This window comes from Fulvimarina thalattae (assembly GCF_040239565.1).
In the GTDB taxonomy this organism is placed as follows: domain Bacteria; phylum Pseudomonadota; class Alphaproteobacteria; order Rhizobiales; family Rhizobiaceae; genus Fulvimarina.
In genome coordinates this window covers 107,047-132,407 of sequence record NZ_JBEHWS010000005.1, presented here as the reverse complement: position 1 = coordinate 132,407, position 25,361 = coordinate 107,047, and the positions used below count along the sequence as shown (strand labels likewise).

Genomic DNA, 25,361 nt, shown 5'->3' with positions numbered 1-25,361 from the left:
CCGTTCGCCCGGACGATCTCTCGCCAAGCGGCGCTTAGGCGTTGTAGCATGGATGCCGACCTGAGACTGGGGACCAAAGCTCAATATGCCCGATCAGAACGCCGTCTTCTGGAGACAGGTCTATTTTTGGTGCGCCGCAGCGTTCCTATTTGTGCTGGTCATCTGGCTGTTCTCCGAAATCCTTCTGCCCTTCGTTCTGGGCATGGTGATCGCCTATCTGCTGGATCCTGTGGCCGACTGGTTCGAGCGGCGGGGCTTTTCCCGTCTGATGGCGACGACGCTGATTCTCGTTCTCTTCGTCTTCTCGTTCATCGCTGCGCTTCTGATTATCGTACCGGTGATCTCTTCCCAGGTGATCAACCTCGCCGAGCGCATGCCGGAATATCTCGATCGGCTGCAGGGATTCGCGGTGGCCGCCCGGTCCGGACCGCTCGCCTTCCTATTTACCTCCGAAGAGTCGACGCTCGAGCAGGACTTCGCCCAGCTTCTCTCCGACTCGACGAGCTTCGTTACATCGTTTCTGTCGTCGGTCTGGTCGTCTTCGCTGGCCTTCGTGAATTTCGTGTCGCTGTTCGTCGTGACGCCGGTTGTCGCCTTCTATCTCCTGCTCGACTGGGACCGGATGGTGCTGAAGGTCGACAACTGGCTGCCGCGACAGCATCAGTCCACGATCCGGCGGATCGTGCGCGACATCGATCTTTCGGTCGCCGGCTTCGTGCGCGGACAGGGCAGCGTTTGCCTGATTCTAGGCAGTTTCTATGCGGTGGGTTTGACCCTTGTCGGCCTGAACTTCGGGCTGCTCATAGGCCTCTTTGCGGGGCTGATTTCCTTCGTTCCCTATATCGGCTCTCTGCTCGGGCTCGTCCTGTCCATCGGCGTCGCACTCGTTCAGTTCTGGCCGGACTGGCCGTGGATCGTGGCCGTGGCGGCCGTCTTCTTCATCGGGCAGTTTTTCGAAGGGAATATCCTTCAGCCGAAGCTCGTCGGCGCTTCCGTCGGGCTTCATCCGGTCTGGCTGATGTTCGCGCTCTTTGCCTTCGGGGCGCTCTTTGGCTTCGTAGGGCTCCTGATTGCTGTGCCCGCTGCCGCGGCCGTCGGCGTTCTTGCCCGATTCGGGATAACCAAATATCTCGACAGCGAGATGTATCATGGCCCGAACACGAGCCTTACCGAGGCGAAGAGATTCGATGACGGCGGCCAGCCGAGGGATGCGCTCGTCGGTGCAGGCGAAAGCCAGGCGAACCGGATCGAAAACCAGGATTCTTAAGCAGCCACTTGATGACCAGACAGCTCCCGCTGGAACTTCCGCCGATCGAGCAGCTTGGCCGCGACGACCTCATCGTCTCGCGTTCGAACACCGTCGCGGCCGAGGCGATCGATGCCTGGCCGAACTGGCAGCACAATGTTCTGCTGATCGTCGGTCCCGAGGGCTCTGGAAAGACCCATCTGGCTCGGATCTGGGCGGAGGCGGCGGAGGCCGAAACTCTCGACCGTGGTGAGTTCGGAGCGCTTTCCGACGGATTCCGCGTCGTTATCGACGATATCGACAGGACATCGGTCCCCGATCGCGAACTGTTCGCGCCCGTCAACGCGGCTCGGCTCGGTCAGGGCTGGGTGCTTGCGACCTCGCGTGTGCTGCCGCAGGCAATGGACGGGAGGCTTCCAGATCTCGTCTCGCGTCTTTCCGCAGCAGCTCGGGCCGAGCTCGATGCGCCAGACGATCTTCTCTTCGAAGGCATTCTCGCCAAGCATTTCTCGGACCATCAACTGGTCGTCGATCCCGCGACACTGACCTATCTTTCTGCAAGGATCGAACGCACTGGGTCTGCCGCGAAGGCGGTTGTGGACGAGATCAATCGGCAGGCGCTCGCGGAAAAGAGCCGGGTCACGAAACCCTTCGTGCGCAGGGTTCTCGAGCGGCGGATGGCGGTGGAAGAGCCCGTGGCGGATCGCGAACAAAACTGACGCAAAACTTCCATCGAACTGCAATAGAAGCGCTGTCGCAGACCTGAGACCCTCCATCTGGTGGACAGACAATGAGCGAAGACACGACGAAATCATCGGCAAGGCGCACGGCAAAGCCGGCATCCCCGCGCCGGCCTCCTAAAACCGCTCGCACCGCGTTGTCGCGCGCGCAGAAGAGCGGAACCGAAGGCGTCGAGATCACCGCTATTTCGGATCAATCCTCGCCCAATCAGGAGACCGTGGCGAGCGAGGTCGAGGTCATTCTCGAACACGCCCCACCGCAGGTGGTCGAGGCGAAGGCGAGCGAGGAGAACCAACACTCCGAACTGCCGCAGGACCGCTTCATGAACCGCGAACTCTCGTGGCTGCAGTTCAACCGACGCGTTCTGGAGGAATCCCAGAACCCCGATCACCCGCTGCTGGAACGACTGCGATTCCTGTCGATCTCGGCAGACAATCTCGACGAGTTCTTCATGGTGCGCGTTGCCGGTCTCGAAGGGCAAGTCCGCGAGAAGATTACCGTTCGCTCGCTCGACGGGCTCACCGCCCAGGAGCAGCTCGATAAGATCCTCGCCGAAGTGGAGCTCCTTCAGGGAGAGCAGCAGGCTTCGCTCGCCGAACTCATCGAGCTGATGAATGCCGAGAACGTCCACATCCTCAAGCCGGACCAGCTTCCGGACGAGGACCGCCACTGGCTCGCAACGCATTTCGAGGAGACGATCTTTCCGGCATTGACGCCGCTGTCGATCGATCCGGCTCACCCGTTCCCCTTCATCCCCAATCTCGGTTTCTCGATCGGCCTGCAGCTGCGCCGCGAGCGTGATTCGGAGAGGATGAACGCACTCATCCGCCTGCCGGTCGCCCTCCAGCGCTTCGTCCAGACCCCGCTGAAGGAGGATGGGGTCCATCGCTTCGTACCTCTCGAAAGCATCGTCCAGTGCTTCATCGGCAAGCTCTTCCCCGGCTACAAAGTCGAGGGTGGCGGCACCTTCCGCGTCATTCGCGATTCCGACATCGAGATCGAGGAAGAAGCAGAAGATCTCGTCCGCTACTACGAAAGCGCCCTCAAGCGCCGCCGTCGTGGATCGGTGATCCGGACCGAATTCGACAAGTCGATGCCGGCCGGCCTTCGCAACTTCGTCGCCTCGGAAATTGGAACGCCGGACTCCCGCGTCGCCGTGATGGATGGGATGCTGGCGCTCGATGCCCTCTCGCAGATCTGCAAGATCGATCGGGACGATCTGAAGTTTAAGCCGTATATCCCACGATTCCCGGAGCGCATTCGCGAGCACAATGGCGACTGTTTCGCCGCGATCCGTGAGAAGGACATCATCGTCCACCACCCGTATGAGTCCTTCGATGTGGTGGTGCAGTTTGTGCGGCAGGCGGCGAACGATCCGAACGTCGTCGCCATCAAGCAGACTCTCTACCGAACCTCGAATGATTCACCCATCGTGCGCGCCCTGATCGAGGCGGCGGAGGCCGGTAAATCCGTCACTGCGCTCGTGGAATTGAAGGCGCGCTTCGATGAGGAGGCCAATATCCGCTGGGCGCGCGATCTGGAGCGGGCCGGCGTTCAGGTGGTCTTCGGTTTCATCGAAAAGAAGACCCATGCCAAGCTCGCCCTCGTGGTGCGGCGCGAGGAGGGCAAGCTCGTCAATTTCTGCCATATCGGCACGGGCAATTATCACCCGATCACGGCGAAGATTTATACCGATCTCAGCTACTTCACGGCCGATCCGGATATCGCGCACGACGTCCAGCTCGTTTTCAACTACATCACCGGCTATGCCGAGCCGACGGATGTGCGCAAGCTCGCCGTCTCGCCGCTCTTCATGCGCGAGCGGATCATCGAGCACATTCAGCAGGAGATCGAGCATGCCAAGGCCGGGCGGCCGGCGCAGATCTGGATGAAGATGAATTCGCTCGTCGACGGCAAGACGATCGATGCGCTCTACCGGGCGAGCCAGGCCGGCGTCGAAATCGACCTCATCGTGCGCGGCATCTGCTGCCTGCGACCCCGCGTGGCTGGCCTTTCCGACAATATCCGCGTGAAATCGATCGTCGGGCGCTTTCTCGAGCATAGCCGCATCTACTGTTTCGGCAACGGGCAGGGCCTGCCCTCGGAAGAGGCGATCGTCCTCATGGGCTCGGCCGACATCATGCCGCGCAATCTCGATCGCCGGGTCGAAACCTTGGTGCCGATCGAGACGCCGACGGTGCACAGCCAGGTGCTCTCGCAGATCATGCTGGGCAACATCCTCGACAATCAGCAGAGCTGGTCGGTTGCCGCGGACGGGTCTTCGCGCCACATCAAGCCGAGCGATGGCGAACAACCCTTCAATGCGCAGCGATATTTCATGACCAATCCTTCTCTCTCCGGGCGCGGCAAGGCGCTGAAAACCGATGCGCCCCGGCTGATCGCGAGGCAGCGGGCGGAGCATGCAGGGGATGAGTGAGGCGCTCGGTCAGGGCCGCCTCATCGGAAGGAAGCCGGTCGGCGTCGTCGACATCGGCTCGAATTCGGTGCGCCTCGTAATCTACGAGGGCCATTCGCGCTCTCTGACCGTGCTTTTCAATGAAAAGATCCTGAGCGGGCTCGGCAAGGGGCTCGCTCAGACAAACCGCCTCGACCAAGGCGCCGTCGACAGCGCGCTCGCGGCCCTGCGACGCTTCCGCAAGATTGCCGATCAGGCACGTGTGGACGAGCTCTACCCGCTTGCAACCGCCGCGAGCAGAGAAGCGACTAACGGTCCGGAATTTTTGGAAGCGGCGGAAGCGGCAATCGGACGACCGATCGCGATCCTTTCGGGCACGGACGAGGCGCGCTACGCCGCCGAAGGTGTGATGAGCGGCTTTCACCAGCCGGACGGGATCGTTGGCGATCTCGGTGGCGGCAGCCTTGAGCTCGTTAGGGTTCAAGGTGACGAGCTTTCCGGCGGAATGACGATGCCGCTCGGCGGCCTGCGCCTTCAGGACCTTGCAAACGGCGATCTCAAGGCCGCCCAGGCGATCGCCGACAGCCATTTCCAGTCCTGTTCACTCGTCGGCAGTGCCGAGGGGAAGCCGTTCTTCGCGGTCGGCGGTACCTGGCGCAACCTTGCCAGGCTCCACATGCAGCAGAGCAGTTATCCGCTGCACGTCATGCACGGCTATAGAATGCCGGTCGCCAAGCTCGATAAATTTCTCGATACGGTCATCAAGGGCGAACCTGAAAAGCTCAGCGGTATCGAAGCCGTGTCGAAGTCGCGCAGGTCGCTGCTCGCGTTCGGCGCGATCACGCTGAAGAGCACTCTCAAATATCTAAAGCCGTCGGAGATCGTCATTTCTGCGCTCGGTGTGCGCGAGGGTTATCTCCATTCGCTGCTTCCCGCCGAAGAGCGTGCGAAGGACCCGCTCGTCGAGGCGGCACGGGAGCTTGCGATCCTGCGTTCGCGTTCGCCGGACCATGCCGAGGAGCTGGTCGCCTGGACCGCGCGGACCTTTGAAGCCCTCGGCATCGAGGAAACCGAAGAGGAGGCCCGCCTGCGGACGGCGGCCTGTCTCCTCGCGGACATCGGCTGGCGTGCGCATCCGGACTATCGCGGCCTTCAGGCGCTTTCGATCATCGCCCATGCCGCCTTTCCGGCGATCGATCATCGGGGCCGCGCCTATCTCGGCCTGACGAACTATTTCCGCCACGAGGGCACGTTTGCTCAAGGTCAGTTGCCGGACCTCGAAACGCTGGTCGAGCCAAGGCTGCTGGAACGGGCCCGCATGCTCGGCTCGCTCTTTCGCGTCACTTATCTGCTCACGGTTTCGATGCCGGGCATCCTAAACCGCTTCCGCTGGGTTCAGGACCCGCGCGGCGGCTTTACGCTGATCCTGCCGCAGGACCTGGAAGCCCTGACCGGTGCTCGGCCGGACGGGCGGTTGCAGCAGTTCGCAAAGACCGTAGGACAGGCTCTGCGGATCGAGGCGCGCTGACAAGCGGTCGAGGACCCCAAGCGCGCTCGGGGGTTAGGCTAATTTATACCTCAATCTGCGGTGATTTGTGCGGTTGTGCTGTCTGGGCCACCTGCACAAGCGAATTGATCCTTGAAGATCGCTTGTTTTGACCACCATGGCGTACGAAAAGGTACTTCCACTGAAAGAGCGTTTTGAAGACAATATTCATCCCGTTGATCGCTCAGATTGAGTGCGTGGCTCGTTTGCAGATGAGCGATGGTATTACTATCCAGTTTAGAATTACGGAATACAGCTCGATCGAGCTTTACCGACTTATCGAATAAAACATTCGATAAGAACGCTCCTGAAAATTGATCGGACCTAAGCTCCATTGCCGTAAATGTAGAGTCGATAATATAAGCTCCGTTTAAATCTGTTTTATTTAATTTCACATTCTCAAATTCGATATTTTTAAGATATGAATACTTAAGGGAGGAGTCGTTGAAATTAGCGCCCCTGATGTGCGTGCCTTCGAAATAAGACTCATCGAGAGATGCGTGTCGCGCGAAAGCCCCGGTCATATCGGCAAGCGTGAAATCTGAACTTAGGATACGAGAGCGATCCAAGTTCGCTCTGACTAAGCTTGAATTAAGGAAATCTACGTCTTCGATTTGCATATACTGCATTTGAGCATAGTCGAAATGAGCATGGCGTGCTCGCGTGCCAAGGATCACGGAGTGCTTAAGATTCGCAAAACTCAGACGACCTCGGTCGAGGCTTGGAGTCTCGAATGCAGAGAGGTAGAGTTTTCTGCGACGGGCAAATTCGTCATCGAATGTCGTGCGCTCGTGATCTAGTAGCAACGGCTTGGTGGTTCGTTCGTTGAAGCTAGCTCCGAATTGTCGTGCCCAATCGTGTCGGTCCGAGTAGGCGGTATCGATTCGCGTAAAAAATACACTTTCGAGTTCAGACCTCGCGATAATAGGGCCAATGACCGGTAAGTCGTAGTTTGCTGACGTTCTCACCAAGGTGAGGAGAGGAACCATCAAGAAAACTGCTATTAGCATAGTTTTTGAGTAAATAATGTATGCCGCAAGCCAGGAGCTTATTTTTGGCTTCAGTGTAATCAGTAGTTTAAAGCTGATATATAGACATCCCAATAGGAAAAGGCTGATTAGTAAACTGAAGTAAAGATCGTGCTTGACGAGTGAAGACCACCAAAGCAAGCCGATGACTAACGGAGCGAGTGTAAGGGTAACTCCTGCCGCGAAATTTGCGAGAAAAATACCGTAAATCGCCTTTTGGTCATCGTCTCCGAAGATCCATGATGCATATGGCGGCGTCGTTCCCACGATGAATTCTGGCTGCGATCCGCGAAATTCCGAGTAATGCTTTTCGAGCATGACCAGTAAAGAATAGTAGAATATGTAAAGGAATGTAATCAGAATCGAAGCGAAGAGGAAAAAGAAATTGATCGGTGCGCTGTTGCCAAAAAACGGCAAAACGATCGTCCGGTATCCTGTGAAGAAATCTTCGTCGCGGATCGTCCACACCGTTATGTAGGTGTATACGCACGCGAAAATCAAGGCGACGAAGACTGTTCGCAGTTCCGCTTGCAGCCCTTCGATCACCTTCTGGCGTTGGTCGTCGGTCATGATGCATTACCCTCAGCGAGTAAGCCCCAAGATAACGCTACCTTATTAATCGCGCCTGTGGAAGCCTGATGCGAGCTTCCTATAGGGAAACGATCTCGACCTTCCGGTTCCGATAGACCAGCGCGCTTTCACCTTCGAGGAGATTCAGCGCGCGTACGCCGAATATTTCCCGACGCCAACCGGTGAGCGCGGCGATATCGGCGTCCTCGCCGTGGACTGCAATCTTTTCCAGATCGTCCGAATTGGCGATCAGCTTGGCCGCGACACCTTCTTCCTCGACGACGATCTTCAAAAGAACCCGCAAAAATTCGACGGCCGCCTGGGTGCCTTCGGGGAGGGCGGCCGGTCTCGGAACCGTCGGAAGATCGTCCTTCGGAACGGCCTTGGCCCGTTCGATCGCTTCGAGAATGCCGCGCGCGGCGCTCGATCGCTCGAATCCTTTCGGAAGCGCGCGCAGGCGGCCGAGATCGGCCTCGCTCGCCGGCTTCTGCTGCGCGATCTCGTAGATTGCGTCATCCTTCAGAATGCGGCCGCGCGGCTTGTCGTTGGAACGCGCCTCACGCTCGCGCCAGGCCGCGACTTCTTTCAGGATCTGGAGTTCGATCGGCTTCTTCACCCGCATCTTCATGCGCCGCCAGGCATCGTCCGGGTGGAGGTCGTATGTCTGCGGATCGGCGAGAATCGCCATCTCCTCGTCCAGCCAGGAATGACGGCCAGATTTTTCCAACTGCTTCTTCAGCGCCTTGTAGACGTCACGCAGATGAGTCACGTCCGCCAGTGCGTAAGTCAGCTGCTTGTCCGAGAGCGGGCGATTGCGCCAGTCGGTGAAACGGGAGGTCTTGTCGATCCGCCCCTCGGTGAGGCGGGCAACCAGTTGATCGTAGGCGATCGACTCGCCGAAGCCGCAGACCATCGCGGCGATCTGCGTGTCGAACAGCGGCTTCGGGATCACGTTGCCGAGCTTGTAGACAATCTCGAGGTCCTGCCGCGCGGCGTGAAACACCTTCACGACATTCTCGTCGGCCATCAGCTTGAAGAACGGATCGAGCGACAAACCCTTGGCCAACGGATCGACCAGCACCTCTGTATCGTCCGAGGCCATCTGGATGAGGCAGAGTTCGGGCCAGAAGGTGGTCTCGCGAATGAATTCGGTATCCACGGTGACAAACTGCGATCGCGAAAGGGCGTCGCAGGCTTGCGTCAGGGCTTCGGTCGTCTTGATCGGTTCCATGTGTCCGGTCTTAGAACGGCGCGCGCCGATACAAAAGCGCATCCTTCGCCTTTGCCATGGAAAACTTGACATCGTCGACGACAAATGCGCTTGTCCGGCGCGATTTTCCAATCCGATCCGCCGCCCGTTCCGCGCCGTCACCGAGCGCCGGGGCACGGCCCGTCAGCGCGGATCACAAGACATCTGAGAGAGCGAATCCTCCATGCACCGCTATCGCAGCCACTCCTGCGCCGACCTGCGCAGCGCCAATGTCGGCGACACCGTCCGTCTGTCCGGTTGGGCTCACCGCATCCGCGACCATGGCGGGCTGCTGTTCATCGATCTGCGCGACCATTATGGCCTGACGCAGGTGGTGGTCGATCCGGACTCGCCAGCCTTCAGCACGGCCGAGACGGTTCGCGGCGAATGGGTCGTGCGCATCGACGGCGAGGTGAAGGCGCGTTCGGCCGAGACCGTGAACGCGAAACTGCCGACCGGCGAAATCGAGGTCTTCGCCCGCGAAATCGAGGTGCTGTCGCAGGCCAAGGAACTGCCGCTGCCTGTGTTCGGCGAGCCGGACTACCCGGAGGACATCCGCCTCAAATACCGCTTCCTCGATCTGCGCCGCGAGACGCTGCACAAGAACATCATGCGGCGTACGCAGATCATCGCGAAGATCCGCTCCCTGATGCAGGACGCAGCCTTCACCGAGTTTCAGACGCCGATCCTCACGGCCTCCTCGCCGGAGGGCGCGCGCGACTTCCTGGTGCCCTCGCGTCTTCATAACGGCATGTTCTATGCGCTGCCGCAGGCTCCGCAGCAGTACAAGCAGCTTCTGATGATCTCCGGCTTCGACCGGTATTTCCAGATCGCGCCCTGCTTCCGTGATGAGGACCCGCGCGCCGACCGCTTCTATGGCGAATTCTATCAGCTCGACGTCGAGATGAGCTTCGTCGAGCAGGAAGACATCTTCCAGACCATGGAGCCGGTGATCCGTGACGTCTTCAAGACGTTCGCCGACGGCAAGCCCGTATCGGAGACCTTCCGGCGCATTCCCTATGCCGAGTCCATGCGGAAATATGGCTCCGACAAGCCGGACCTTCGCAACCCGATCGAGATGAGCGCGGTGACCGAGCATTTCGCCGGTTCCGGCTTCAAGGTCTTCGCGAACATGATCGCGAACGACGAGAAGGTCGAGGTCTGGGCGATCCCGGCGAAGACCGGCGGCTCGCGCGCCTTCTGCGACCGGATGAACTCCTGGGCGCAGGGCGAAGGGCAGCCGGGGCTCGGCTATATCTTCTGGCGTGAAGAGGGCGGCGAGATTTCGGGCGCTGGTCCGCTCGCCAAGAACATCGGTCCGGAACGCACCGAGGCGGTTCGGACAGGGCTCGGCCTCGAAGCGGGCGATGCGTGCTTCTTCGTCGCCGGCCGGCCAGAGAAGTTCATGGCATTCGCCGGCTCGGCGCGTACGCGCGTCGGCGAAGAGCTGAACCTCGTCGACCGCGACCGCTACGAGCTCGCCTGGATCATCGACTTCCCCTTCTACGAATACGACGAAGACGAGAAGAAGATCGACTTCGCGCACAATCCGTTCTCCATGCCCCAGGGCGGCATGGATGCGCTCCAAAACGAGGAGCCGCTGTCGATCAAGGCGTTCCAGTACGACATCGTCTGCAACGGCTTCGAGATCGCTTCGGGCGGTATCCGTAACTCGGTGCCTGAGACGATGGTCAAGGCCTTCGAGCTGGCCGGCTATGATCAGGCGACGGTCGAGGAACGGTTCGGCGGGCTTTATCGGGCCTTCCAGTATGGCGCACCGCCCCATGGTGGCATGGCGGCCGGCATCGACCGCATCGTCATGCTGCTCTGCGGTGCGCGGAACCTGCGCGAGATCGCTCTCTTCCCGATGAACCAGCAGGCCTTCGACCTGTTAATGGGTGCTCCGGCTGAAGCGAGCCCGGCTCAGTTGAGAGAGCTTGGTCTTCGCATGGCGCCGAAGGCGAAGGAATAAGCGTCTCGCGAGACCGGCACCTTCAAGCCGGTCTCGTTCCCTCTCTCATGCTTCGATCTCGCTGTCGATTTCCGGGCCTTCGTGGCAGAACAGGAATTCGCCGGCTGACTCCCAGGGGCCACCCCGGTAGAACCAGAGAAGAAGCCCTGTTGCATCGAAGTTGAACGGCTCGAACGCGCTGTCGAGCTCGTCATAGAGCTTGCGGGCGACAGAGGCTTCGGCCTTGTTCTGGATGGTGATGTGCGGCTTGATCCGCTGCCGATCCTGCGCTGTCAGATGATCGTAGAAATGCCCCGCGAGATCAGCGCGCAGCCGCTCCACTTGCGGACTGTTGACCTCGTAGGCGACGCCTTTTCCGAGAAAGCGCAAGCCGGAGACACGGCACTTGATCGGCCGCCATTCCTTGATGGTCTTGTCGAGATGTCCGGCCACCATTTCCAGCTCGTCGCCCGGCAGATGGTGAAACAGCGTCAGATGCGCCGGAATGAGATTTCTGGACGGCGGAAAGTGCTCCTGCCTGAGCTTCTGAAAGCGATCGAAGCTTTCATCGTCGAAGCGCAGGGTCAGGATGAGCGGCGCTTCGTCTGTCATGGGCGATCGGCTCCCTGGACCCGATGCGGGAAAGAAAAAAGCCGGCCCTGACGGACCGGCTTGGTTGTCTCGATTACTGCGAGCTTTCGGAACTCCCACTTTCGTTCGCCTGCACCTGAAGCTTCAGAACGTTCGGGATGGACTGCGGTGCACCCATCGCAGCGCCTACGAGCTGCATCACCGGTATCGGCTGGGCCGGCTCGCTGGCAACGCGGATGGAATCCGGGTCTTCCAGGAAGGAGCGGATCGCGTCCGTAACCTGGGTCTGGAAATTTGCATCGCCGATCTGGGCGATATTGCCCTGAACGACCTGTACGGAGAGATCGATCACGTCCTGTGGCGTCGAATTCATCTGCTTGGCATAGTATTCGAGAAGGCGTTCGGTCAGCGAATCGTCCTCGAAGGAGAGCGAGATGCCCTGGATCTGCAGCTGGGCTAGAACGCCCATCATCGCCATTCCGGCGTTCTGGCCGCTTTCGGGATTCTGCTCCATCTGCTTGCTCATCTCCTGGAGAGACTGAACCAGCTCCTGGGTATAACCGCCGATGCCGAAGGACATGTTGAAGCTGCCAGCATCCTCGACGTCGAAGGTGAGATCGTCCATCGCCAGACGGCCGCTGGTCAGGTTCCAGGACATTTCGCCGTTCGCCGAGCCCGAAAGCTCCTCGTAACCGAGCGAGCGCACGGTTTCGGCGGAGCCGTCCTCCGACTCTTCGGGGACGTAGGCGGTGAAGTTCGCGATCTCGAAACCGCCCGAATATCCGCCATCGTCCTCGATCGCGTTCGTCAGCACGGCGTCTTCGAGCGTGAAGGCATCGTCGCCTTCGACCGTTACATTCACCGATCCGAGGGTCGCACGGTCGAAGAAGAGCGGAGAGGCCTGAAGAATCGCCGGCTGGTCCGCAGAGGCAGAGGTACCGGCAATCTGGATGTTCTCGATGCTCATCTCGCGGACGGCGTAATTCGCGGTCTTGCCGGTCGTGTCGTTCTCGTCCGTCCCTTCGATGTCCTCGATCGGAAGGCGCTCTGCGGTCCAGCCTTCTTCTGTCGATCCGCTGACATTCTCGAAGGTCAGGTCGCCGACATCGGTTTCGTCCTCGCCCGTACCGAAGACCACGCCGCTGAGAACGACGTTATCGCCTTCCGACGCGGCACTGGTGTAGGACATGGGGATGCCCTGGGTGGACATTGCCTCTTTGAGCCGTTCGGCGAAAGCGTCGGCATCGGCTGCAAGTGCCGTGCCGGTTCCGAGCAATGTGGCGAGCCCCGCGGCCGAGAGTCCTGCGGAAATCCTACGCATCGATCAATACCTTTTCCTGTAGCGGTTGCTTCGCGATGAACCGCTGTAAACCCCTCCGCCCATGTTAGAGCGGTTGATGGAAATCGAAAGGGTGGTGACGACGCGGAATCATTTCCAGTCCGATACGAATGGGGAAAACTTTCAAACCGCCCTTGTTAGGCAGACTGTGATGCCTTGCCGCCCTTGTTCGGCGGGGGCTGATCGTTCACAACAAAAGTTATGGGAAAGCCAGTCGATCCACCCTCAGGCGGCGGCGAGATTCAGCCAGTCGATCTCCGCGAGGCGCTCGAAGAGCGTTATCTCGCCTATGCCCTGTCGACCATTATGGGCCGGGCGCTGCCGGACGTCCGCGATGGGCTGAAGCCGGTTCATCGGCGCATCGTCCATGCCATGCGCGTCCTGCGGCTTGATCCCGGGCAGGCCTATAAAAAGTGCGCGCGCATCGTCGGCGACGTGATGGGCCGCTTCCACCCCCATGGCGATGCGGCGATCTATGACGCGCTCGTGCGTCTCGCTCAGGATTTCTCGGTCCGCTATCCGCTGGTCGACGGGCAGGGCAATTTCGGCAATGTGGACGGCGATAGCGCCGCTGCCATGCGCTACACCGAAGCCCGGATGACCGAGGTCGCGACGCTCCTTCTGCGCGGCATAGACGAGAACGCGGTCGATTTTCGCCCGACCTATAACGAGGAGGACGAAGAGCCTGTCGTCCTGCCGGGCGCCTTCCCGAACCTTCTCGCCAATGGCTCGTCCGGCATCGCCGTCGGCATGGCGACGAACATTCCGCCGCACAACGCCGCCGAGCTCTGCGACGCGGCGCTGAAGATCATCGAAAATCCGGAAACGACCGTCGATCAGCTCCTGCGCTCGATCGAGGGGCCGGATTTCCCGACGGGCGGTGTCATCGTCGACAACCGCGCGACCATCCGCCAGGCCTACGAGACAGGCCGCGGCTCGTTCCGCGTTCGGGCGCGCTGGGAGCGCGAGGACACAACGCGCGGTCAATGGTCCGTCGTGGTCCACGAAATTCCCTATCAGGTGCAGAAGTCACGGCTGATCGAGAAGATCGCCGAACTGCTGCAGGCCCGGAAGTTGCCGCTTCTGGCCGACATCCGCGACGAGTCCGCCGAAGACATTCGCATCGTTCTCGAGCCGAAGTCGAAGACCGTCGATCCCGAGATCCTGATGGAGTCGCTGTTCCGGCTGACCGATCTCGAATCGCGCATTCCGCTCAACATGAACGTCCTTTCCGGCGGCAAAGTACCGAAGGTGCTTTCGCTGAAAGAGGTGCTCTCGGAGTGGCTCGCCCATCAGCGCGAGGTTCTGGAGCGGCGCGCCCGCCATCGGTTGGCCCAGATCGAGCGGCGCTTGGAGATCCTCTCCGGCTATCTCATCGTCTTCCTCAACATCGACGATGTGATCCGCATCATTCGCGAGGAGGACGAGCCGAAACAGGAGCTGATGCGCTTCTTCACCTTGAGCGAAGTGCAGGCAGAAGCCGTCCTCAACATGCGCCTGCGCTCACTGCGCAAGCTCGAAGAATTCGAGCTGCGGCGTGAATTCGATCAGCTGACCGAGGAAAAGGCCGAGAAGGAAGCGCTGCTCGGTTCGACCGAAAAGCAGTGGTCCGCTGTCGCAGACGAGGTGCGCGCGGTGCGCGAGACCTTCTCCAAGAAGACCAAGCTCGGCAAGCGGCGAACTCGGTTTGCCGACGCTCCGGATCACGATATCGGCGATATCACCACCGCCCTTATAGAGAAGGAGCCTGTGACGATCGTCCTGTCGAACAAGGGCTTCCTGCGCGGGATGAAGGGCCATCTCGCGGACTTTTCCAATCTCACATTCCGCGAGGGCGATGGGTTGAACATCGCCTTCCATGCGATGACGACGGACAAGCTCCTCTTCGTCTCCAAGCATGGCCGTGTCTTCACCATGCAGGCCGACAAGCTGCCCGGCGGGCGAGGGCAGGGCGATCCGATCCGCCTCGCTTTCGATCTCGACGACAAGGACGATATCGCCGCTGCCTTCACTGCCGAGCCGGACCGCAAGCGGTTGATGGTCTCCAGCGAGGGAACCGGTTTCGTTGCGACCGAAGGCGACATGATTTCCGGCACCCGCAAGGGCAAGCAGCTGATGAATGTCGGCAAGGGATCGGCCGTCGAGCTCGCACGCGAGGTTGGCGAGGGTGACATGGTCGCGATCGTCGGCGAGAACCGTAAACTGCTCGTCTTCCCACTCTCCCAGGTGCCTCAGATGGCCCGTGGAAAGGGCGTTCGTCTACAGCGCTACAAAGATGGCGGCGTCTCCGACGCCAAGATCTTCAAGCTGGCTGAGGGACTGACCTGGAGCGACAGCGCAGGCCGAGCCTTCCTGCGCAGCGACCAAGAGCTGATGGAGTGGAAGGGCGACCGCGCCCAAGCTGGCCGGCTTGTCCCAAAAGGATTTCCAAAGACGAACAAGTTCGCCGGATGATAGGGGCGCCCTATCTGCGTTGCCGGCGGCTTTTGTTCGATAGATGACGTATTCGAAAATTTAACTTCATGTCTGTCTTCTTATAGCCTTCGTGACGCTGCGCGGTCGGCGTCACTTCACATTCAGCTTTTCGATATCGGGTTATATTATGCACACACATAAGGGTTTGCAGAAGCGTCTTGTCGTTTGTTTCGATGGTACATGGAACAACGCGGACGACAGCGGGGCGGAGGCGACGAATGTCGAGCGGATCGCCCGCGCTGTGAAAGGTCTCAGCGGAGACCGTCAGCAGATCGTCCTTTACCAGCGTGGCGTCGGTACGACGGGCACCAAGGCGCAACGCCTGCTGGGAGGCGCCTTTGGAATCGGCGTCGAAGACAATATCCGGGCGGCCTACCAGTTCATCGCGCAGAACTATCAGCCCGAGCGTGAGGTCGATGGCGAAAGGATTCCCGCGGACGAAATCTATATTTTCGGCTTTTCCCGCGGCGCGTTCGCGGCGCGCAGTCTGGTGGGCCTGATCTCATATTCCGGCCTCCTCAAGCGCCAATATCTGAACAAGCTCAATGAGGCCTGGCGCTATTACGCCGAGGACAAGGAACGCAGCGACTCAGAGACGTTTTGCGAGAAGTCCGGCGCGGATTGCCACCATCGGCCGGCTATCCAGTTTCTTGGCGTGTGGGATACGGTGGGACAGCTCGGCATACCCGCCACCGTTCTCGGCATCCAGATCGATCAGAACCATACCTTTCACGACACCCATCCCTCGACGATCGTGAAGAATGCCTTCCACGCGCTGGCCGTCGACGAGTGCCGCGACGAATTCGTCCCGACGCTCTGGACGCGTGATCCGAGCTGGCCGGCCGATGGGCCGGAAGAACCCGAGGGCTGCCAGATCGATCAGGTCTGGTTCCCGGGCGTTCACTCCGACGTCGGCGGTGGCTACGAACAGCGGAGCCTGTCCGATATCCCGCTTCTGTGGATGGCGGACCGCGCGATGGATTGTGGGCTCGATCTGGATAGCGATGAGATCGCGGGACTTCTGCCGGCACCGGCGACGCTTGATCATCTGTCGCCGCAGCACGAATCGCGCTTCACCTATTCCTATACCGACCGCTGGACGCCCTCGCTCCGACGCATCTGCGAGCAGCATTTCAATCCGCCTTTCCTGGCCGATGTCGTCTATCCCGAAGACGATAAGACAGGCACTGCTCTCAGAACCATCCGGGAATCGATCCACCCCTCGTTGATCAAGCGCTGGAGCCGAGAAGTTGGGATCATTTACGACGACAGTTCCAACCGGCGTTCGAGCACGATCTACGAGCCTTTGAACCTCGCCCCGCTTCTCAATCAGGGCGGCGGCCAGGAATTTGTCTATCTCCGCCGCGATCCGATCAAGGCGAGCTGAACGGGCGAGCGAGCTTTTCAGGGAAGCCGTCCTTGCGGCAAAGGGGCGGCTCTTGTTCGTCGATGTAAAACCGGATTATCCGGGGACAGCGGCTTCTGACCAGAAGCCCCCGTTCCTTTCGCTAAAGGCTCGTCTTGTCTCTTCCCGACGGCAACACCGAAATCCCGCCCGGCAAGCTCGCCGCAATCGCCACTGTGATGGCGATGCGAGCTGAAGACCGGCAGCCGCCCGCTCCAATCGAGGGGCTGCCCGGTTGGCAATTCGAACGTGTGCCGGATCTCGATCTTGAGCGCTATCTCTCGTTGTTCCGTGCGGTCGGGCGAGATCATCTCTGGTATGCGCGGCTTCTCCTGCCAGAGGCAGAGATAGCTGCGTCGATCTCATCCAGGAGGACCGCCATCTTCGTCCTGTCGATCGACGGGCACGATGCGGGTTTCGCGGAACTCGACCTCGCGACGCCCGGATCATGCGAGATCGTCTATTTCGGCGTCATGCCAGATCACATCGGCAAGGGCGCCGCGCGCTTCATGATGGAGCAGGTGATCGCGTTTGCCTTCGACCAGCCAATCGAGCGTCTCTGGCTGCATACGAACACGAACGATCATCCTCGCGCGATGCGGTTCTACCGGCGATTCGGTTTCCGCCCCGAGCGACAGTTCCTCGAACTGACCGACGATCCGCGACTGATCGGGCTTTACGACGAGTCTGCTGCGCCGCGCGTTCCGATCTTTCGTTCGGCGGGCCGCTGACATCGAAGCCGGTGATGCCGTTCCGGCTTGGCGACATCATCGCTATCGTTGCAGGCAAGCCTTCCTGGCGCGCGTCCGCCGGCTGTCGCGCCGGAGTTCGTCGGCGGCCTGCACGGTGAGGGCGCCGAGTATAAGCGCGCCGCCGAGTAGGGCGAGGCTTGTCGGCTCCTCGCCGAAGATCATCCAGACCCAGACGGGCGCGAAGACCGTTTCGAGGAGATAGCCGAGCGCGGCCAAGGGTGCGGCGATGAACATCGGTCCGGCCGCGAGGCAGATGAGGGCTATCGGCACGACTACGGCCCCGTTGAGGACAAGCCAGAGAGGCGCTTCGGACTGGAAGCCTTCGCCCATGACGAAGGGAATCGCCACGAGCGCCGGGACGATCGAACCAAGCGCCGAGGCGTAGCGCATGTCCCGCCGCGAATGGCGCGAGACGACGAGACCCATGGCGATGAAGAAGGCGGCGTTGAGCGCAGCGAGATCGCCGATCCAGTTGTCGCTCTGAAAGCCTGAGCCCATGATGAGGCCGACGCCGAGAATGGTCGCAGGAATGACCGTCAGAGTCACCCGCGACGGCTTCTCGCCGACGATCAGCCAGCCGAAGAGTGCCGCGAAGACCGGATTGAAGGCGAGAATGAAAACCGTGTTTGCGGCCGTCGTATTGAAGACAGCGACGAGAAAACTCGTCACGCCGATAGCATAGAGGCAGGTGACGAGAAGTCCCTTCCAGCCGTCGATCAGCTTCGTCGAGTGCCGCAGCGCGAAGCGGCGGAATGCCCAGTAGGCGATTGCCGCCCCGCTGATGAGGAAGCCGCGCAGCAGGAGTACCGACCAGTAGGTGCTTTCCGATAGCCGGATCAACGGGATATCGAAGGAGAGAATGAGACCGCCGATCGCAACGATCATCAGACCGATGCGGCTCGAATCACCGAGATCGCCCGGCAGGCTCTTTTGGTGCGAGCCCGGACTGTCTGGAGCGCTCATAAAGCTTCAGCCGAACCGGCGCCGCCGGCACCGCAATGTTGATCTGTGTGGAAGAGCATGTCTAGCCGCGATAGCGTTCCCAGCCCTTGGGCATCAGATGCTCCTGAGGCTGAAAGCGGATCTTGTAGTTCATCTTCGGCGAGCCCTCTACCCAATAGCCCAGATAGAGGTATGGCAACCCCATTCCGAAGGCCCGCTGGATGTGATCGAGGATCATATAGGTACCGAGGCTGCGCTCCGCGGCGTCCGGCTCGAAGAAGGAGTAGACCATCGAGAGCCCGTCGGCCATGACGTCGCTCAAGGCAACCGCGAGGAGCTCGCCGTTCTCGGCCTCGGCACCGATGGCCCCCGGAACGCGGCGGCGATATTCGATAACCCGCGTGTCGACCTGGCTGTCCTCCACCATCATGGCGTAGTCGAGAACGCTCATCTCGCTCATGCCGCCGGTCAGGTGCCGGTCGTCGATATAGCTTCGGAAGAGCGAGTATTGCTCGCTCGTCGGTTCCGCCTTGCGCTCGAAGGATACGAGATCCTCGTTCCGCTTCAGGATGCGGCGAAAGCTCTTAGACGGCTGGAACTCGTCCGTGATGATCCGCACGGAGATGCAAGCCCGACACCGCTCGCAGGCCGGCCGATAGGCGATGTTCTGGCTGCGGCGGAAACCACCCTGGCTCAGAAGGTCGAGGAGACCAGGGGCGCGCTCACCGGTGAGATGGGTGAAAACCTTCCGCTCCGCCCGGCCCGGCAAGTACGGGCATGGAGAGGGTGAGGTTAGAAAAAATTGCGGCGATTGCGGATGGTGGACCGTCAAGACTGATCACCGCTCTTCAGAGCTCGTAGTAAAAGGGCGCGACGAGGGTGAAGCATAACCATATCAGAACGACGAGGGGAAGGCCGGCTTTGACGAAGTCTATGAAGCGATAACGACCCGGCCCCATGACAAGAAGATTGGTCTGATAACCGATCGGCGTCGCAAAGGACGCATTGGCTGCGAAGATGACGCAGGCAAGGAATGCCATCGGCGAAGCGCCGAGGTTGGTCGCGATGTCGAGCGCTACCGGCGTGAAGAGAACGGCGGTCGCATTGTTCGACAGAAAATTCGTCAGGATCGCAACGACGAGGAAAAGCCCTGAGAGAACCACCAGGGTTGGGGCGCCGGCAAGGGCCGAAACCATGCCGTCGGCGAGAAGCTGCGCTCCGCCGGTAGCCTCCAGTGCCGTCGCGGCCGCGATCGAGGCACCGACCAGCATGAAGATCGATCGGTCGACGGATCGCGCCGCTTCCCCAACCGTGAGGCAGCCGGTCACCATCATCATGACGGCGCCTGCGAAGGAAAGAACTTCGATGGGCATGACGCCGGCCGCAGACATGGCAACGATCGCAAAGAAGATCGCACCGGCAACGCCCGCCTTCGAAGACTGCGGGACCGACTGGGTGGAGTATTCCAGCAGTAAGAGGTCGTGATTGCCGCGAAGGTCGTTGATCGACGACTGACGGCCGCACAGAAGAAGCGTATCGCCGGGTTCGAGCCTGATATCCGACAGCGCGGAGCGCGCCATCCGATTCTTGCGCTGCAAGCCGAAGAGGGTGATTCCGAACTGGGTTCTGAGGCCGGAATACTGCATGGTTCGGCCGGCATAGCGCGACCCGGGCGCAACCACAGCCTCCGCCATCACCATGTCCGGCCCGATCTTGCGGGTGCGCTCGAGGTTCTGGGCACCGGAGGTCGGATCGATCGTGCGGACGGCGAGATTGCCTTTCGACAGCGCCCGGGAGAACGCCTTGCGCGATGCCGTGACGATCAGGCGGTCACCCGGCGCCAGGGTCACGTCGTCGAAGGGCGGCAGGATCGTTTCCGATCCCCTGAGAATCATGCGCGGCGTCAGCTCCTTCAGTCCGGGAAACAGGCCGGCTCGCGCTGTAAGGCCGACGTAGGGATGGTCGAGGTCGATGTCGATCTCGCCGAGAAACTGCTTGCCGCCCGCGTCGATCGGACGGCCGTCGCCGGTCTCTCGCGGTGTCAGGAGGCGCGGCATAATCTTCAGCACATAAAAGCCGCCGACAAGCGCAAGACATAGACCCGGTATCGTGATGTCGAAGAAATCGATCTGTATGCCGGAACGCTGGGCAACACCCGCGACCAGGAGATTGGTCGAGGAACCGATCAGTGTCGTCATGCCGCCGAGGATCGAAAGATAGGAGAGCGGCAGAAAAACGTGTGCTGCCGGAACTGCGCGCTGGGTCGCTATCACCGTTAGAATCGGAATGAAGATCACAACGACCGGCGTGTTATTGAGAAAGGCCGAGAGGATCGCTGCTGCGGCTAGCACGATCAGAACCGTTGATCGCCCGGCTGCCCCGCCAACCTTTGTCAGAAAGTGCGCCGGATGGGCCATCGCATCGGTGGCGAACAGGCCCTGACCGACGATGAGCAGGCACATGACCGTGATGAGCGCGGGATTGGCGAAGCCGGACAGGAGGTCGCCGCTGGTCAGCCGGCTGCCATCCGGAGCCACATAGGGAAATGCGGCAAAGAAGACGAGAAACAGGCTGAGCGAAGCTGCCGCGACGGCCTCGATGGGCCAGCGCTCCATGGCGTAGCCGATCACGCTAAGGGCGATCAGCCCGTATGTCACCCAAATATGGAGGGAATCCATGACCACCCGCGCTGCTTGCCTTACCCTCCGGTTATCGGGGGCGCGGTGCCTCAACGCAAGGCGGGAGTCAGATGCTGGTTAGTGCTTCGTGGGGAAAGCCGTTCTCTTCAAGCGGTCGACGGAGGAACGGCTTTCCCGTATCGTTTCTTTTCAGCGTCTACGGGAGACGACTGTGCCGAGAAGGACGTCGTGCAAGAGCTGCTTGCGACGTGTGAAGAGGCCTACCAGCACGACGGCCGGCGTCAGTATCGCGGTCGAGGCCCAGAAGAGAACACCGTGGAGAACGGCGAGCGTCGGATCGACTTTCCCGCCGTCGAGCCGCCGCACCTCGAGGTCGGCAAGCCGCATACCGGGCGTTGCCTGGGTCTCGCCGCCCATGGTGAAGGCGATGTACGCAATGGCGATCGCGGGCAGCAGGATCGCATAGAGACCGAAGGCGAGGCCAAGCGTCACGATGCCGAGAAAGAAGACGACGATCGCTGCGGGAATAGAAAGAAGCAGCACGACCGCATAGTCGACCAGAAACGCCGCACTCCGACGCCGAAGCGCGCTGCGATAAAGCCGCGGCTCGTCGAGAGCGGTCGAGGTGTCAGGCGTTTCGTAGATCGGTGCAGTGCGGTCCATCGTCGTCCTTCAGGTTGCTTTCATCTGACTGTGAAAATGGTGATCGACAGAAGATTTTACAACGCAAACGATGCCTTGCCCCGACCGGGCAGAAAACAATCAAGACGACAGCGCCGCGACATCTCCACCTGTTGTGGTCGATTGTAATAATGCGGAATGTCGGCATTCGGCGAATTCGCACCGACTTGCAGTCATCGTTGCACATTGCCGAACGGATTAAAGACAAAGCGGATTGGGCGATGAACCGGCGAAGTGTACTGAAATTCCTGGGTGTGGCCGGTATCGTCCTCGGTGGCGGTTTGACCGCGGCTCGGGCCTTCGGCGGCAATCGGTATTATCAGGGGCCGCCCAGCGACCATTTCGATGGGAGTCTCTTCTTCAACCCGAAGGGCGAAGAACCCAAGGGCTTCACGGATCTCTTGCGCTGGCAGCTCGGCGGCGGAAAAGCCGAATGGCCGAGCCGCTGGCCGCAACCGCCGTTGACGGCCCCCGATACGCCGGAGCGGGTGACGGGAGAAACCCTTCGCGTGACGATGATCGGCCATGCGACATGCCTCATCCAGGTATCCGGGCTGAACATCCTGACCGATCCGGTCTACTCGTATCGCGCCTCGCCCTTCAGCTTCGCTGGCCCGGAACGGGTCAACCCGCCCGGCATCGCCTTCGACGATCTCCCACCGATCCACGTGGTCCTCGTCAGTCACAATCATTACGACCACATGGATGTCGACACGCTCGCAAGGCTTGCCCAGCGCGATATTCCGGTGGTCTGCACACCGCTCGGCAACGACACCATCATCCGAGAGCGGGTGCCGGGCATGCGGATCGTGGTGCAGGACTGGGGCGATGTTGCCGAGATCGGACCGTTGCGCATTCACAGCGAGCCGTCACACCACTGGTCCGCGCGCGGCGTGACGGACCGGCGGATGGCGCTCTGGTCCTCCTTCATGATCGAGGGGCCGGCCGGGCTCATCTATGTTGCCGGCGATACGGGCTTTCACGATGGCCGGAACTATCGTGACGCGCGCGCGCGGCATGGTTCCGTGCGCCTCGCCGTTCTTCCCATCGGCGCATACGAGCCCCGCTGGTTCATGCGCCCGCAGCACCAGAACCCGGACGAGGCGGTCGCGGGCTTCAAGCTTCTGGATGCCGCCTACGGCGTCGGCTACCACTGGGGTACATTCCAGCTGACCGACGAGGCCATCACCGATCCACGCGATCGCCTGCATGCGGCGCTCTATGTCGAGGGCATCGCCCGCGACCGGTTCCGCCCGCTTCTCGCGGGCGAGAGCTTCGACGTACCGGGCTGATCAGGCCGACTATTCAGTCAGACCACCTTCAACCCCTCCGCAACCTTCGGCGAAAAGTAGCTCAAAATCCCCGACGCGCCTGCGCGCTTGTAGGCCGTCAGCACCTCGATGATCGCCTTGTCGCCGTCGAGCCAGCCGTTCTGGCTTGCTGCCATGATCATCGCGTATTCGCCGGACGTCTGGTAGGCGAAGGTTGGAACGTTGAGCGTCTGGGTGATGCGCGAGAGGACGTCGAGATAGGCGAGGCCCGGTTTCACCATGATCATGTCGGCGCCCTCGGCGACGTCCTGTTCCGCCTCGCGGATCGCCTCGTCCACGTTGCTGAAATCCATCTGATAGGTGCGCTTGTCGCCCTTCAGCATTGCGTTCGAGCCGACCGCGTCGCGGAACGGACCATAGAAGGCAGAGGCGTATTTCGCCGAATAGGCCATGATCATCGTATCGCGCAGGCCGGCATCGTCGAGCGCTGAACGGATGCAGGCAACGCGTCCGTCCATCATGTCCGACGGGCCGATGATGTCGGCGCCGGCCTCGGCCTGGATCACCGACTGCTGCATGAGGATTTCGACCGACTCGTCGTTGAGGATGCGGTCGCCATCCATCACGCCATCATGGCCGTGGCTCGTGTAGGGATCGAGCGCGGCATCGCACATGATGCCGATCTCCGGGACGGCCTTCTTGATGGCTCGGGCCGTGCGGCAGACGAGATTGTCCGGGTTCAGCGCCTGACTGCCCGTCTCGTCGCGCAGGGCGGGATCGGTGTAGGGGAAGAGGGCGATGACGGGGATGCCGAGATCGGCGGCGCGCTTGGCGGCATCAACGCAGCCCGCGATCGACTGGCGCGAAACGCCCGGCATGGAGGAGACCGGCTCGGCCTCGTCGCCATCCTTGACGAAGATCGGCCAGATGAGATCTTCCGCTCTGAGATGATTTTCGCGGACGAGGCGGCGGGACCAGTCGGCCTGCCTGAGCCTGCGCATGCGCAGGCCGTTCGTCGCCTCTTCGATCTGCTTTGAAATCCCGGTTACGTCTCTCGCAGTCATCGGCTTGCCGTCTTCTCGTTTGCCCGCTTCCATTCGCAGGCCATTGTTCCTTTGCGCGGGTATCGCACCGCTTCATCTGCCTATAGTATCGAATGAGAGGGGCAAATGGTTATCGAAGAGAAATGCCGGCAGACGCACTTTTGAAGCCTTTTCGCGGATACGGACTTCAGCTCTTTCGAAACGGGGCAGGCCCCGACAATGCAGAACGTGGGCAGCGTGGCATGACCATCGAAATTCCGACCGAGGCACCGGAGGTCGGGCTGAATCGGCTCCTCACCGTCGTGCTTCTTCGGGTATTCTCGGTCTATGTCCTCGTGCTGGCCGTCGCCTACTGGGCCGCGCTGGTCGGCTTCGATCCGATCCTTCCCGTCTTTGTGGATATCCCGCCGCGCTTCGATCTGATGCCGGTCTGGTGGAAGATCGCGGTGCCGATCCTCTCGGTTCTTTATCCGATCGCCGGGATCAGCCTGTGGATGACGGCGCGATGGGCGCCGGTCGTCTGGGCACTGGTGATCCTTGTCGAGATCGTGATGTCGTTCGGATTTCCGGTCCTTTTCGGATCGCGGTTGCTCCTCATCGGACTTCACCTCTGGGGTTTCGGCATGTTCGGCGGAATGCGTTTCCTCGCCCATCGCGACAGGCTGAGGGCCCGGGCCGCCAAGCAAAGGGCCCTATGAGGAGCCGTGCCGGACTGGTGCGAACAACGCCTCGGCGGCGTCATGAACAAAATCTGAAAGACTTGGCAGTATTAGACTTTATCAAGATTTCGGCGAGGTTTGATTAAGGACGAAAAGCGCGTTTTCGACGTAAAAGCTTGTTAAGCTTGTAGTTTAAGTCGAATTTTAGAGGGCGCTCGCTACAACGGGTTTCAAGATGAGGCGAAAAAGAATTCATCACCCCAACAGCGGAGTCCAGTCATGAACCAGCAGCTTGTTCAGCCCCGTGTCGCCGACGCCCATTCCGGTGCGACTGCCGACCTCAAATCGCTCTATCTCGAAACCCTCCAGCTCGTCGAGCGCCTGCATCGTCGTCTGCTCGATGTGGTGAAGGACGAGTTCGAGCGTCAGGGCCGCACCGACATCAATGCCGTTCAGGCGCTTCTCCTTTTCAATATCGGCGATTCGACCCTGACGGCGGGCGAACTTCGCAGCCGCGGCTTCTATCTCGGCTCGAACGTCTCCTATAATCTGAAGAAGCTCGTCGACCTCGGCTTCATCAACCACCAGAAGTCCCGCGTCGATCGCCGGGCGGTCCGCATCTCGCTTACCGAGACCGGTCAGGAGATCGCGAATGTCGTTGCCGAGCTCTACGAGCGTCACATCGGCTCGATCGATAAGGTCGGCGGTCTCGACGAGCAGGAGTTCTCCAAGATGAACAAGTCGCTGCAGCGCCTCGACCGGTTCTGGAACGACCAGATCGTTTACCGTCTCTGAGCGAAATACCCTTTAAGGACCC

Annotated in this window: 20 protein-coding genes; 11 read left to right on the top strand and 9 right to left on the bottom strand. The window is 60.6% G+C overall.

All coding sequences use genetic code 11. The annotated features are described in order from the left end of the window. Window positions 1–85 precede the first annotated feature (85 nt). The 4 genes from ABRA89_RS08570 to ppx all read left to right on the top strand — a co-directional run bounded on the left by ABRA89_RS08570 (window position 86) and on the right by ppx (window position 5,931). Entirely contained in the window at window positions 86–1,267 is a 1,182-nt protein-coding gene (locus ABRA89_RS08570) for an AI-2E family transporter (RefSeq protein WP_349941044.1), read from the top strand. An 11-nt stretch (window positions 1,268–1,278) separates the two neighbouring features. Next, window positions 1,279–1,965 carry a P-loop NTPase family protein gene (locus ABRA89_RS08565; protein ID WP_349941043.1) on the top strand — a complete coding sequence of 229 codons (687 nt, stop codon included), beginning with the start codon at window positions 1,279–1,281 and terminating at the stop codon, window positions 1,963–1,965. Window positions 1,966–2,036: 71 nt separating this feature from the next. Next, window positions 2,037–4,424: an RNA degradosome polyphosphate kinase gene (locus ABRA89_RS08560; RefSeq protein ID WP_349941042.1), complete on the top strand. Its 2,388-nt coding sequence runs from the start codon at window positions 2,037–2,039 to the stop codon at window positions 4,422–4,424. Next, a complete protein-coding gene (ppx, locus tag ABRA89_RS08555) occupies window positions 4,417–5,931 on the top strand; it encodes an exopolyphosphatase (protein ID WP_349941041.1) in 1,515 nt (504 codons plus the stop codon). Before ABRA89_RS08560 ends, ppx begins: the two co-directional genes overlap by 8 nt. A gap of 50 nt (window positions 5,932–5,981) precedes the next feature. On the opposite strand, the gene ABRA89_RS08550 is transcribed toward ppx, so the two are convergent. After that, on the bottom strand, window positions 5,982–7,547 hold the full coding sequence (locus tag ABRA89_RS08550; protein WP_349941040.1) for a pentapeptide repeat-containing protein: 1,566 nt from the start codon (window positions 7,545–7,547) through the stop codon (window positions 5,982–5,984). 79 nt (window positions 7,548–7,626) lie between these two features. Next, window positions 7,627–8,778: a ribonuclease D gene (gene rnd, locus ABRA89_RS08545; RefSeq protein WP_349941039.1), complete on the bottom strand. Its 1,152-nt coding sequence runs from the start codon at window positions 8,776–8,778 to the stop codon at window positions 7,627–7,629. A 202-nt stretch (window positions 8,779–8,980) separates the two neighbouring features. Here rnd and aspS point away from each other — a divergent pair, with 202 nt between their 5' ends. Beyond that, window positions 8,981–10,768 (top strand): aspartate--tRNA ligase, encoded by a 1,788-nt coding sequence (aspS, locus tag ABRA89_RS08540; protein ID WP_349941038.1) that lies wholly within the window; start codon window positions 8,981–8,983, stop codon window positions 10,766–10,768. A 45-nt stretch (window positions 10,769–10,813) separates the two neighbouring features. On the opposite strand, the gene ABRA89_RS08535 is transcribed toward aspS, so the two are convergent. Together ABRA89_RS08535 and ABRA89_RS08530 are read right to left on the bottom strand one after the other, a co-directional pair. Then, entirely contained in the window at window positions 10,814–11,359 is a 546-nt protein-coding gene (locus tag ABRA89_RS08535) for a 2'-5' RNA ligase family protein (protein ID WP_349941037.1), read from the bottom strand. A gap of 73 nt (window positions 11,360–11,432) precedes the next feature. Next, on the bottom strand, window positions 11,433–12,659 hold the full coding sequence (locus tag ABRA89_RS08530) for a hypothetical protein (RefSeq protein WP_349941036.1): 1,227 nt from the start codon (window positions 12,657–12,659) through the stop codon (window positions 11,433–11,435). A 219-nt stretch (window positions 12,660–12,878) separates the two neighbouring features. On the opposite strand from ABRA89_RS08530, the gene parC reads away from it, so the two are divergent. The 3 genes from parC to ABRA89_RS08515 all read left to right on the top strand — a co-directional run bounded on the left by parC (window position 12,879) and on the right by ABRA89_RS08515 (window position 17,288). Then, a complete protein-coding gene (parC, locus tag ABRA89_RS08525) occupies window positions 12,879–15,131 on the top strand; it encodes a DNA topoisomerase IV subunit A (RefSeq protein ID WP_349941035.1) in 2,253 nt (750 codons plus the stop codon). 148 nt (window positions 15,132–15,279) lie between these two features. Further along, window positions 15,280–16,539: a DUF2235 domain-containing protein gene (locus ABRA89_RS08520; protein ID WP_349941034.1), complete on the top strand. Its 1,260-nt coding sequence runs from the start codon at window positions 15,280–15,282 to the stop codon at window positions 16,537–16,539. Between the two features lie 134 nt (window positions 16,540–16,673). Beyond that, on the top strand, window positions 16,674–17,288 hold the full coding sequence (locus ABRA89_RS08515; RefSeq protein WP_349941033.1) for a GNAT family N-acetyltransferase: 615 nt from the start codon (window positions 16,674–16,676) through the stop codon (window positions 17,286–17,288). Between the two features lie 42 nt (window positions 17,289–17,330). Here the strand turns inward: ABRA89_RS08515 and ABRA89_RS08510 are convergent, their stop codons facing one another. From ABRA89_RS08510 to ABRA89_RS08495, 4 genes are all read right to left on the bottom strand, one after another. Beyond that, entirely contained in the window at window positions 17,331–18,272 is a 942-nt protein-coding gene (locus ABRA89_RS08510) for a DMT family transporter (protein ID WP_349941032.1), read from the bottom strand. Between the two features lie 61 nt (window positions 18,273–18,333). Further along, window positions 18,334–19,083, bottom strand: coding sequence for an arginyltransferase (locus ABRA89_RS08505; protein ID WP_349941031.1), 750 nt, complete (start codon window positions 19,081–19,083; stop codon window positions 18,334–18,336). Window positions 19,084–19,099: 16 nt separating this feature from the next. After that, on the bottom strand, window positions 19,100–20,929 hold the full coding sequence (locus tag ABRA89_RS08500; protein ID WP_349941030.1) for an SLC13 family permease: 1,830 nt from the start codon (window positions 20,927–20,929) through the stop codon (window positions 19,100–19,102). Window positions 20,930–21,079: 150 nt separating this feature from the next. Beyond that, on the bottom strand, window positions 21,080–21,553 hold the full coding sequence (locus ABRA89_RS08495) for an RDD family protein (RefSeq protein ID WP_349941029.1): 474 nt from the start codon (window positions 21,551–21,553) through the stop codon (window positions 21,080–21,082). A 239-nt stretch (window positions 21,554–21,792) separates the two neighbouring features. On the opposite strand from ABRA89_RS08495, the gene ABRA89_RS08490 reads away from it, so the two are divergent. After that, a complete protein-coding gene (locus tag ABRA89_RS08490; RefSeq protein ID WP_349941028.1) occupies window positions 21,793–22,863 on the top strand; it encodes an MBL fold metallo-hydrolase in 1,071 nt (356 codons plus the stop codon). A 17-nt stretch (window positions 22,864–22,880) separates the two neighbouring features. Here the strand turns inward: ABRA89_RS08490 and hemB are convergent, their stop codons facing one another. Then, a complete protein-coding gene (hemB, locus tag ABRA89_RS08485) occupies window positions 22,881–23,906 on the bottom strand; it encodes a porphobilinogen synthase (protein ID WP_349941211.1) in 1,026 nt (341 codons plus the stop codon). A gap of 221 nt (window positions 23,907–24,127) precedes the next feature. Between hemB and ABRA89_RS08480 the strand changes: the two genes are divergently transcribed. Both ABRA89_RS08480 and ldtR read left to right on the top strand, forming a co-directional pair. After that, window positions 24,128–24,583 (top strand): DUF6163 family protein, encoded by a 456-nt coding sequence (locus tag ABRA89_RS08480; protein ID WP_349941027.1) that lies wholly within the window; start codon window positions 24,128–24,130, stop codon window positions 24,581–24,583. A gap of 240 nt (window positions 24,584–24,823) precedes the next feature. Then, window positions 24,824–25,339 (top strand): transcriptional regulator LdtR, encoded by a 516-nt coding sequence (ldtR, locus tag ABRA89_RS08475; RefSeq protein WP_349941026.1) that lies wholly within the window; start codon window positions 24,824–24,826, stop codon window positions 25,337–25,339. Window positions 25,340–25,361 lie beyond the last annotated feature (22 nt).